Genomic DNA, 11,343 nt, shown 5'->3' on the forward strand with positions numbered 1-11,343 from the left:
GCAGGACCTTGAGGACCAGTAGCACCTTGAGCGCCAGCAGGACCTTGAGGACCAGCAGGACCTTGAGGACCAGTAGGACCTTGAGCGCCAGCAGGGCCTTGAGGACCAACAGGACCTTGAGGACCAGTAGCACCTTTAGGACCTACACAGCATTTACAACGGTTATCGCAATGATCATCACAATGATTGTTGCACTTACAACAGTTATCGCGATGATCATTGCATTTACAACAATCATTAAAATATTTATTAGATTTTTGAGTATAAGAAGCCAAAATAGTTTCCTCCTTTAAAAGAATATATATAATAGTTAATATTTATAAGATTAACTATACTTATATATATTCTTTTGTGTAAAAAAATGTTACAAAAATGAAGAAAAATGAATATTAATCTATTATTATAGGTTAATTTGATATATAAACTTAAAAATAATTTAACATTTAGATTTAAAGAAGGTTAATATAAATAATTAAAGAGAATTTTCTATTTATTAAGAAGGACTCTTTATTTTAATAGATTAAATATTTATTCTTATTCAGTCTTATAATTATAGCTAGTAATTTAATCTTTATAAATCTAGAAAATTGACAACTTGATTTTATATGGAGAAAGTTATAAATATTGTAAATGATTAATATAAATAAACAAATTGATTGTAAAATGGGGTGATATTTTGGACAGTCGAGCAAATTATTCTTATGTAGCGCAAGTAAATATATGTAAAACTAGTGAGTTTTTTAAATACAATATAACTTATCCAGTCTTAAAACTATATGATAAATATGTATATCATGATATGTATGATAGAGAGATAATTATTAATATAAATAACGAAATATGTGAAGATGTTATGGAATTTAAAAATAGTGTAAAAAAACAAGCTATAGCGTATAAGAAGCTATATACAGAAAAATTGTCAAAATCTGATGAAGACTATGTCAAATATCAATATGAAGTTTATATAAATAATGAGGTAACCTATGACAGAAATAATATTATAAGTATAGTAATGACAAAATATGAATTCACTGGTGGCGCTCATGGTATGACATATTTAGATGCTTATAACTATAATTTACTAACAGGAGATAGATTGACATTAAAGGATATGTTTAAACCAGGAGTTGACTATGAGGAAATAGTTAACAACTTTATAAAAGAAGAAATAAATAATAAACCAGAGAATTACTTTAAAGGTGACGAGGGATTTAAAGGAATTAGTGAAAATCAACCTTTTTATATAGATGAAGATGGTATAGTTATATATTTTGGATTATATGAAATAGCTCCATATTATATAGGTATACCTAAATTTAAATTGAAATTTGATGAATTTAATAAATACTTAAATTATAATTAAATTTATGATAAACTATATGTATAAATTAGATACTAAGGGGTATGTATTATGATAAAATTAATAGCATCGGATATGGATGGAACATTACTTAATTCAAATAAACAATTAAGTCCAAGTCTATATGGTGTTTTAAAAAAACTTAATGACAAAGGGATAGTATTTGTAGCAATAAGTGGAAGAGAGATATTTTCTCTTAAGGAAATATTTAAAGATGTTGAAGAAGATATAGTATATGCATCAAATAATGGGAACTATATAACTTATAAAGATGAAGTTATATTTGAAAATTATATAGAACATAATATGGTATATAAAGTAGCTAAAATAATAAGAAAAAAAGCCAAATATAATACTATATATTGTTCTAAAGACACTGTATATAGTGAGAGTATAATACCATGTATAGTAGGTAAAAAGTGGAAACTTAAGGTAAAGTATGTTAGAGATATTACAAAAGTAGAGGATAAAATATTAAAAATAACTACTTTTGGTAATGAAAAGATTATAAATAGAGCGTTAGAAGCTTTAAGTGAATTAAATGATAAGCTTATGATAACTAAATCAGGAAGTACTTGTTTTGATATATGTAAGTTAGGTGGAACTAAAAAACAAGGAATAAATATACTTCAGAAAAGATTTAATGTAGGATATAATGAGACTATGGTATTTGGAGATCATATGAATGATTTAGAAATGATGAGTAGCGCTTATTATAGTTATGCTATGGAAAATGCTGAAGAAGAGGTTAAAAAAAATGCAAGGTTTATAGCTGAAACTAATGATGATGATGGAGTCATTAAGGCAATCAAAGAGGTTGCATTTTGCGAAGAAGAATTAAATAGTTATGATATTTAAAAAGTCTAGAATTATTGTCTAGACTTTTTAAATGTTATGATCATGATTTAATAACATAATAAATATAAATAAAAATAGTAGTGTTAGATAAAGTCCATTATAAAAATCAGATAACATATTATATCTAGTTAAAACTATATACACATAGGATAAAATAATAGTAACTAAATGATATTTATTAAGTTTTTTCAAAAAATCACCCCACCATTTTACAATACATTATATTAGTAAATGGAAAAAATGATTATATTAATTATTATATATTAAGTTTTAAGCTATTCTCTTTAAGATAATTTCTTTTAGCCTTATAGTTTGGGAATATAGTACCTACTAGAGCCCAATATTCTTTTGAATGATTCATATGTTTAAGATGACATAGTTCATGTACTAAAACGTAATCTATAATATCTAAAGGAGCTAAGAGTATTTTCCAATTTATATATATATTTCCGATAGATGAGCAAGTACCCCAAGAAGTTTTTTGTTCTTTTAAAGTTATAGACTCAGGATATAGGTTTAGTTTTTTAGAATATATAGATATCCTTTCTTTTATTAATTTGCCTCCTTCAGTTAGATACCAATTTACGAGAAGCTCTCTTAATTTAATATATTGATCATTACTAGATATATTATAAGGAATCTTAGCTATAAATTTATCTTCCTTAAAAATTAGGGAACATTTTATTATGCTTTTTTCCTTATACACATTTAACGTATAGTAATTACCAAGATAGGGAATTTTATCTCCGTCTACAAGTAAAATAGGAGGATTCTCAGATTCTTTATTTTTAAACTCATTTAGTTTATTTAAAATCCATCTACTTTTAGATTCAACTAAATCATGTATAAATTCATCATTAACAGATTTAGGTGAAACAATAGTTACAGTATTTGGGTACTTTACTTTTATTGTTATATTTTTTATATTTGATTTTTTATTTATAGAGTAATTTATTATAGTATTTTCAATATTGATTTTATACAAAATGACTTCCTCCCATATAACTTAAATATGTTTTTAGTTATGAAACTTATTATACTAAAAAGCATTTGTAAAATACAGCATATAAAATACTAAAATATAATTTATTAAAAATTTTATGATTTTAAAGGTTTATTTGAAAAATATCTTTTTTTATCAATAAATAATAATATTCCAATGGATGCTAATAATATAAATGTAGCTGTAATTCCAGCCTCAGGACCAAATATTCCACCAGTAACAAAATCACTTCCAACTAAATTTAAATCTATTAAACTTCCAACAGAAACATCTAAACCACTAACTTTAAATCCAAATATATTTCCTTGAGCAAAGTTCCAAGCACTATGCATACCACAAACAGCCCATAAATCATTAGTCTTTATAACATAAAGACCGTAAAAAAGTCCAACAAGTATAATATTTATAACAGCTATGTAATTTACATTAGGATTAGTTAAATGCATAAGCCCAAATAGAGTAGATGATATTAATAATCCAACTCCTATATTGTACTTAGTACTTAAAACATTTAGAAGCCATCCTCTTGTTACAATTTCTTCTGTAGCACCTTGTATAATCCATCCAAATAAAATAACTAAAACACTAGCTATAGCAGATATTCCAACTGGTTGAATAGGATTTTTCTCTACAGTTATATATCCAAAGGGGAAAAGTATCAACACTATAATACTCATCATAGCTAAACCTATTAAAAAACCAAGTGAATATTTTTTTAGCCAATTATTTTTATTAAATCCAATAGATGAGAAACTTCTTTTTTCTATTACCTTTACTCTAAAGAATACTAGTAATGAGATAAATGCAAATGAAAATAAAGTAATTAATAATGATAATAAATCTTTGTTATTGAAAAATAAAGGAATATTTCTTAAAGCTAAAAACAAAGGAACTGTTGCCAGTGAACCCATAAGTGAGCCACCGTACATAAATATTAATGATAATATTATCGCCCATATAAAGTTAGGTAATTTCTTTTTATTTTTAGAGCTATTAATAATAGGAATTTTTTTTGAATGCATGCTATTTCTCCAATCTTAATATTTAATTAATAATATAATTGTAAACAAACTTTATAAAATATGCTACCTATATAATACTAAGGTTAATATGAGAAAATTAATATATTATGTTAGTTAATATATTAATTATAAAAAATAAAGAATGACAAATAAGTAGTTAATTATTATATATATTTATTTTTTATTACAATATAAATAAAAAGGGATAAAAAAACTTAGTGTCTAATATATTAAAAAAAGGTAAATAAATATCGGAGGGGGATTATGACTATAAACAAAAAGAAAAGGGGTTACTTGAGTTTTATTTTAAGTTTAAGTTTAAGTATAGGGATTACAGGTTGTACAAAGATAACTACAAAGAATAATGTTAAAGAAGAGGTAAAAGTCAAAGAAGTAGAGGAGGAAAAAGTTTTAGCCTCATTTAAAACATCATACATAGAAGATGACATATTGTCATATAAAACAACACTTGAGTTTGAGCATGATAATGAAATAGTATTTCAAAATAAATATTCAGATATGGAAGGTATATTTACATTTAGAGGAAATTCACTTAGAAACTCACCTTCTTTTGGATATGCAGATTTAAATGATAAAGAGCTTGAAATTTTATGGGAATTTAGGACAGCATCTAGTTCTTGGGGGGGAGGAGCTGGATGGACTGGCCAACCAGCTATAGTTAAGTGGCCAAAAGAATTGAGAGAAAGCATGAATATATATGATGAATTTAAAGGTAAAGAAGATTTTACAGAAGTTATATATGGAAGTCTTGATGGAAATATATATTTTTTAGAGTTAAATTCTGGTAAGGCTACAAGAGATAAAATAAAGGTTGGAAATCCTATTAAAGGAAGTTTAAGCATTGACCCTAGAGGGATTCCACTATTATATGTCGGAGAGGGAATAAATGAAAGTGGAGTAGTTGGATTCAATATATATAGTTTAATCGATGGATGTAAGCTATATGAACTAAATGGAAGTGATAAATATGCAAGTAGAGGGTGGCCAGCATTTGATTCATCAGCTATTGTAAATGCAGCTACTGATAGTGTAGTAGTTGGAGGAGAAAATGGACTGTTATATAATATTAAGCTAAATACAACTTATGATAAAAATAATAATACTATAAGTATAGATCAAAAGATAAATAGATATAATTTTTCATCATCTTTTAGTAGGGGTAGGATAGGAATAGAAAATTCAGTAGCTACATATGCAAATTTAGCTTATTTTGCAGATAATGGTGGAGTTATTCAATGTGTTGATTTGAATAATTTAAAACCAGTATGGTCTATAAATGGATTTGATGATATTGATGCAACTCTTACTATTGATATTGAAAATGATAAACCTTATGTATACTGTGGTAATGAAGTTGATCATCAAGGAACAAGAGGAGTTAGTAAAATAAAGAAAATAGATGGACTTACAGGTGAAGTAATTTGGGAAAAAGAGTTTGAATGTGAATCATTAATTGGTAAGAGTGCAGTTAATGGAGGACTTATGGCAACAAATGTAGTAGGAAAAAATAATATAGATAATATGGCCATATTTTCCTTAGCTAGATACAATGGATTTAACAAAGGTGGCATGTTTGCTTTAAATAAGGAAAATGGAGAAATAATATGGGAGAAATTATTTGATAACTATATGTGGTCATCTCCTGTTGATATCTACGATAAGGATGGAAATGGATATATTATTCAAGGTGATAGTGCTGGATACTTACATTTAATAGATGGCAAAGAAGGGAATATAAAAAGTAGTGTATTATTAAATGGAAACATTGAAAGTTCACCTGCGGTTTTTAACAATGTATTAGTAGTTGCAACTAGAAATGGAACTATATATGGAGTTAAAGTAAAGTAATATATTATAATTAAAACATAAACTTAAATTATTAGATTTATAAATTTATTGAAGAACTTGTAAATAAATAGTATTATAATGATGCAGCCGTATTAAAATTATGTAACCTTAGATGAAAAATTAGCAGAGAATAGATTTTTACAGTTGTTAAAATATAAGAATAATAAAAATACAAAAGCCTAAAATGCCAATTAGTTTAAATAATTGTGATGATGCAATAAATGAAATATTAGATTATGAAAAATTAGAAGAAGCTTTAGTAGAAAATACTACAATAGATGGAATTGAAAATTTATCTGTAAGTTTAAATTCATGTATATTTAAAAATGTAGTCTTTGAACATTGTGATTTTAGAAGAATAGATATGACAGATATTATATTTGAAAACTGTGACTTGTCAAATATAAACTTTCCATATAGTAGCTTATATAGAGTAGAGTTTATAAATTGTAAATTAACAGGATGTAATTTTAATGATTCTACTTTAAAAAGTGTAGTATTTAAAAACTGTTTAGGAAGATACTCAAATTTTGCTTTTTCAAAGTTCTCAGGTGTAAGTATTGAAAATTCAGATTTTAGTTTTGCAGTTTTCCAAGAGATAAAAAATGAAACGCTATTATTAGATTCTAATAATTTAACTAAATCAGTATTTACTGGAACATCTTTAAATAATGTAGATTTTACAAATAGTGATATAGATGGCATAGAAGTAAGATTAAAAGATGTTTATGGAGGAATTTTTTCAGCAAATCAGGCACTAGATTTAAGTAAACTAATGGGGATTAGTATTAAATAATTTTAAGTACTTTTAAAATGTGATTTAAGTAAATTGAAAAAATTTATTTTTAAGCATATTTAATATAACTTATAAGCAAAATATATAAGACTAATCTTAAAGGAGAGTTAAGTTATATGAAAAAAGTATTTTCTATTATTTTATTATTAATGATTATATTTACTTCAAGTAATACAGCAACAGCACTTCAGCCACTTAATTATACAAATATATTTCCACAAGGACAATATTTAGTAAGTGAAAAAAATGGAAAGCTAAAGCCAGGTAAGTATGAATTTTCATTAATCACTCCTAATGTTGTGTCTTATGTTTATATTATCGATAAAAATAATATTGAGAGATTTTCTAAGAGATTTAATTCTGAAGAGGTTGAAAGTAAAGGAAAAGAGAATGTTTCTTTATTGACAGTAGGAAATTTACTAGAAGGAGATACTATAATTATTTATGGAAAAGGAGAAATGTATTTTAATCTTATAGAAAATTAAAATCAAACGAAGAGATAGAGTTAGAATATATCTTAAACTAAATTAATTTTAAAAGTATATAATTATAAATTAAAATAATGAATCGTATTAAAAATAAGCTACTTAATTAGAGTAGCTTATTTTTGTGATATAATTAAATTAAGGAAAATTTAAAAATTAAGGGGCGATTAAATGGGGATTTATTTAGATAATGCAGCAACATCATATCCAAAACCTAATCAAGTAGCAAAATCTATATATGAATTTATGATAAATAACGGGACTAGTTCAGGAAGAGGGTCCTATAAAATGGCAATGAAATCAGATTTTTTAGTATATGAAACAAGAAAATTAATAGGGGAATTATTTAATTTTAAAAATCCTAAAAATGTAATATTTACATCAAATATTACAGAATCTATAAACTTAGCACTAAGAGGAATTCTTAAAGAGCATGACCATGTAGTTACAAGCAGCTTAGAGCATAATGCAGTTTGGAGATGTTTAAAAACATTAGAAAAAGAAAGAAATATAGACATAACTAAGGTAAGAGCAGATGAATATGGGTATACAAATCCAATTGATGTTAGATATAGCATAAAAGAAAATACAAAGCTTATAGTATTTACTCATGCATCAAATGTATTAGGAACTATACAACCCATTAAGGAAATAGGAGAAATAGCAAAAAAAAATAATATATTATTTTTAGTTGATACAGCTCAAACAGCAGGAGTTTTAGATATAAATATAAAAGAAAATAATATAGACTTACTAGCATTTACAGGACATAAAAGTTTATTTGGTCCTATGGGAACAGGGGGGCTTATAGTAAATTGTGATTATGATATAAATCCACTTAAAGTAGGCGGAACAGGTGGAGATTCAAAATATGAATATCAGCCTAATTATTATCCTAATAAATTAGAATCAGGAACTTTAAATGTAAGTGGTATAGTAGGACTGAGAGAAGCTATAAAATTTATAAATAGTGAAACCATAGAAAAAATACATAAGAAAGAAAAAGAGTTAACTTCCTATGCGCTAAAAAGGTTAAAAGAAGTAAAAAATATCAAAATTTACGGTCCACAAAATGAAAATGATATTGTTGGAGTTATATCTTTTAATATAGGTAATATAAATGCAGAAAAAGTAGTTTATAATCTTGATATTAAACATAATATAATGCTAAGAGCAGGTCTTCATTGTTCTCCAAATGCACATGAACTTATAGGAACAAAAGATATAGGGACAGTAAGAGTAGGTATTGGATACTTTAATGAATTTAATGATATAGATAAGTTAGTTTATGCATTAAATGATATACAAAATAGTTAAGGGGGAATTAGTTTGTATTTAGAAAGTATTGATTTAAGTTTTATTCAACCATGTACAACAGATTCAAAAAGAATAAGAATAATGTCTAATTTAAATAAAAATATAAGTGATATATTCCCTTATTTAAACTCATATATAAAAACAGGAATATATAATAAAAAAGCAAATACTTTTGTGTTTAATAAGGAGCAGATAATTATAACTATATTTGAAGATAGCATAAATGTTGCAAAACTATTAAATGAAACAGAAGCATTTGAAGTTTTGGACTATTTAAAGGATTTAATAAATGAGGTAGATAAAAATAGAGATAAAATAACTCCTAACTATGAAATTAGAAAGCTTCCAAGCCCAATAGAGATTTATACATATTTACCAAAATTAAATTGCAAAAAATGTGGATGTGAAACTTGTTTAGCTTTTGCTACAAAATTTGTAAAAGGTGAGACTAGTATAAATAAATGTATTCATTTAAAAGAAGAAGGAAATGAAAGAAACTTAGAAAAGTTAAAAACTTATGAAGAACTTGGAATTAATGTTATAGCTTAAATAATATACTCAATGTTAAATATAATGCGTAATACTATATAAATAGAGGAATGAATTTTCATATTTCATTCCTCTATTTTATTATTATTTTATATACAAAGGACTTATGATTTATTTTATTTATAGATATATTAAAACTTAAATTTATAAACTCTAAAAAGGATTATTTGCTAAGTAAGGTATAAATGAAAGAGTAATATAAAAAAGTGGAAAAATTATAAATTGTAAACATTATAAATCAAATAATAGAAAATTACTCTAAAAAATTCAAAAAAGCTAAATGATAGATGCGAAAATAAATGACTTAGCATATAATAAATAGAATTTATATAATATGCTAAAATGGAGGAGATATATATTAATACTTTAAGCCTTTGTATGATTGTCAAAAATGAAGAGGATGTAATTGGACGTTGCTTAGAATGTGTAAGTGATATATTTGATGAAATAATAGTTGTTGATACAGGTTCGGAAGATAAAACAAGAGATATTGTAAAAAAATATACTAAAAATTTATATTATTTTAAGTGGATAGAGGATTTTGCAGCAGCAAGAAATTATGCATTTTCTAAAGCTACAAAAGACTATATTATGTGGTTAGATGCAGATGATATAATTTTAGATAAAGATAAAGAAAAAATAAAAGAACTAAAAATTAATATGGATAAATCTATAGATATGGTAATGATGAAATATAATACATCATTTGATAGTGACGGAAATGTTACTTTTTCATATTATAGAGAACGTATCTTTAAAAGAAGTAAAAAATTTAGATGGATAGGGGAAATTCATGAGGTAATACCTTTAGAAGGAAATATAATATACTCTGATGCGGCAATATCTCATAAAAAGTTAAAGAATAATGATCCAAAAAGAAATTTAAGAATATTTGAAAATATGATAGCTGATGGAAAAGAGTTAGATCCAAGACAACAATTTTACTATGCAAGAGAACTTTATTATAATAAAAGATATGAAGATGCAATAAATACTTTCAATAATTTCTTAGATTCAGGTAAAGGATGGGTAGAAAACTGTGTAAATGCATGTCAGGATTTATCGTACTGTTATTATGCTATTGGTGAGACTAAAAAGGCTCTTAATGCTTGTTTTAGAAGCTTTGAGTTTGATGAACCAAGAGCTGAAATATGTTGTGATATAGGTAAATATTTTTTAGATAGAGAACAATATAATCAAGCTATATTCTGGTATGAATTAGCATTAACTAGAAAAATAAATGAAACATCAGGTGGATTTATATTATTGGATTGTTATAATTTTACTCCATATATACAACTTTGCTTATGTTATTTTAGAATTGGAGATATAAAAAAATCTAAAGAGTACAATGAAAAAGCAGCTTTTATAAAGCCAAATGACCCTGCGGTTGTATATAATAATAAATTTTTTGCCAGTATATAAGTTTAGCTAACAATATTAAGTATTTAACTTAATACTGTTAGCTATTTTTTATTATCAAATATGTGCATTTAAAAATAAGGTTGTTAGTAAAATTGATATGGATAAATTAAGTTAAGACTTCATTTTGTTCATCGTTAACCATATTTTTAATCCATTTAAATGATTTAAATCTTTTCATCATAAAGAAAACTTTGATAATTTCTTCAACTGCGGCGAACATAACAACAAAGTATATAGGTAACTTAATGATAAAAGCTGCAAAAGCGGCTAAAGGTATACCTATTAACCATAAAGTAAGTCCTTGTAGTATAGAGCCATAAGTAGCATTTCCACCACCTCTTAATATACCAACTATCATAACAGCATTATAAATCTTAAATACTAAAATAAATGCATAAACATATAAGATATATTCAGAGGCTATTTTAACTTCAACTGATACATTAAAGAATGAAACTATGGGCTTGGATAAAAAGGCAAGTACTATAGCCAATAGTATAGAAATCTTAAATGATAATGATGAAATCTTTTTAGAAGCTGATATTGCTTCACTTTCTCTGTTTGCACCTATTTCATTACCTATTATAACAACGGCAGCATTAGCTAGACCAAATGTAACTATCATAAATAAATTCATTACAGTAGAACATATTTGAATA

12 protein-coding genes are annotated in these 11,343 nt (G+C 25.4%); 8 read left to right on the forward strand and 4 right to left on the reverse strand.

What is annotated here, in order from left to right; genetic code table 11:
• A partial coding sequence (locus Q5F54_RS06045) for a hypothetical protein (protein ID WP_330689641.1) occupies positions 1 to 275 on the reverse strand: 275 nt, incomplete at its 3' end.
• 401 nt (positions 276 to 676) lie between these two features.
• On the opposite strand from Q5F54_RS06045, the gene Q5F54_RS06050 reads away from it, so the two are divergent.
• Together Q5F54_RS06050 and Q5F54_RS06055 are read left to right on the forward strand one after the other, a co-directional pair.
• Positions 677 to 1,363, forward strand: coding sequence for a DUF3298 and DUF4163 domain-containing protein (locus tag Q5F54_RS06050; protein ID WP_288306360.1), 687 nt, complete (start codon positions 677 to 679; stop codon positions 1,361 to 1,363).
• A 48-nt stretch (positions 1,364 to 1,411) separates the two neighbouring features.
• On the forward strand, positions 1,412 to 2,218 hold the full coding sequence (locus Q5F54_RS06055; RefSeq protein ID WP_071120184.1) for an HAD family hydrolase: 807 nt from the start codon (positions 1,412 to 1,414) through the stop codon (positions 2,216 to 2,218).
• Between the two features lie 256 nt (positions 2,219 to 2,474).
• Here Q5F54_RS06055 and Q5F54_RS06060 read toward each other — a convergent pair whose 3' ends face one another.
• Both Q5F54_RS06060 and Q5F54_RS06065 read right to left on the reverse strand, forming a co-directional pair.
• Positions 2,475 to 3,203: a M48 family metallopeptidase gene (locus Q5F54_RS06060; RefSeq protein WP_281537355.1), complete on the reverse strand. Its 729-nt coding sequence runs from the start codon at positions 3,201 to 3,203 to the stop codon at positions 2,475 to 2,477.
• A 113-nt stretch (positions 3,204 to 3,316) separates the two neighbouring features.
• Entirely contained in the window at positions 3,317 to 4,243 is a 927-nt protein-coding gene (locus Q5F54_RS06065; protein WP_281537354.1) for a CPBP family intramembrane glutamic endopeptidase, read from the reverse strand.
• Between the two features lie 264 nt (positions 4,244 to 4,507).
• Here Q5F54_RS06065 and Q5F54_RS06070 point away from each other — a divergent pair, with 264 nt between their 5' ends.
• The 6 genes from Q5F54_RS06070 (at position 4,508) to Q5F54_RS06095 (ending at position 10,684) form a co-directional block, all read left to right on the forward strand.
• Positions 4,508 to 6,112 (forward strand): pyrrolo-quinoline quinone, encoded by a 1,605-nt coding sequence (locus tag Q5F54_RS06070; protein WP_281537353.1) that lies wholly within the window; start codon positions 4,508 to 4,510, stop codon positions 6,110 to 6,112.
• A gap of 184 nt (positions 6,113 to 6,296) precedes the next feature.
• Entirely contained in the window at positions 6,297 to 6,908 is a 612-nt protein-coding gene (locus Q5F54_RS06075; RefSeq protein ID WP_302334103.1) for a pentapeptide repeat-containing protein, read from the forward strand.
• 116 nt (positions 6,909 to 7,024) lie between these two features.
• The gene (locus Q5F54_RS06080) at positions 7,025 to 7,393 is read left to right on the forward strand and encodes a hypothetical protein (RefSeq protein ID WP_071120190.1); all 369 of its coding nucleotides are present in this window, start codon (positions 7,025 to 7,027) and stop codon (positions 7,391 to 7,393) included.
• Positions 7,394 to 7,564: 171 nt separating this feature from the next.
• Entirely contained in the window at positions 7,565 to 8,710 is a 1,146-nt protein-coding gene (locus Q5F54_RS06085) for an aminotransferase class V-fold PLP-dependent enzyme (protein WP_281537351.1), read from the forward strand.
• A gap of 12 nt (positions 8,711 to 8,722) precedes the next feature.
• Positions 8,723 to 9,259, forward strand: a complete 537-nt coding sequence (locus Q5F54_RS06090) for a (Fe-S)-binding protein (RefSeq protein WP_277233221.1) — start codon at positions 8,723 to 8,725, stop codon at positions 9,257 to 9,259.
• A 378-nt stretch (positions 9,260 to 9,637) separates the two neighbouring features.
• Positions 9,638 to 10,684 (forward strand): glycosyltransferase family 2 protein, encoded by a 1,047-nt coding sequence (locus Q5F54_RS06095; RefSeq protein WP_330578050.1) that lies wholly within the window; start codon positions 9,638 to 9,640, stop codon positions 10,682 to 10,684.
• A gap of 106 nt (positions 10,685 to 10,790) precedes the next feature.
• On the opposite strand, the gene Q5F54_RS06100 is transcribed toward Q5F54_RS06095, so the two are convergent.
• A partial coding sequence (locus Q5F54_RS06100; RefSeq protein ID WP_302334104.1) for an MATE family efflux transporter occupies positions 10,791 to 11,343 on the reverse strand: 553 nt, incomplete at its 5' end.

Origin of the sequence: uncultured Romboutsia sp., assembly GCF_958366745.1 — a bacterium.
GTDB lineage: Bacteria > Bacillota > Clostridia > Peptostreptococcales > Peptostreptococcaceae > Romboutsia > Romboutsia timonensis.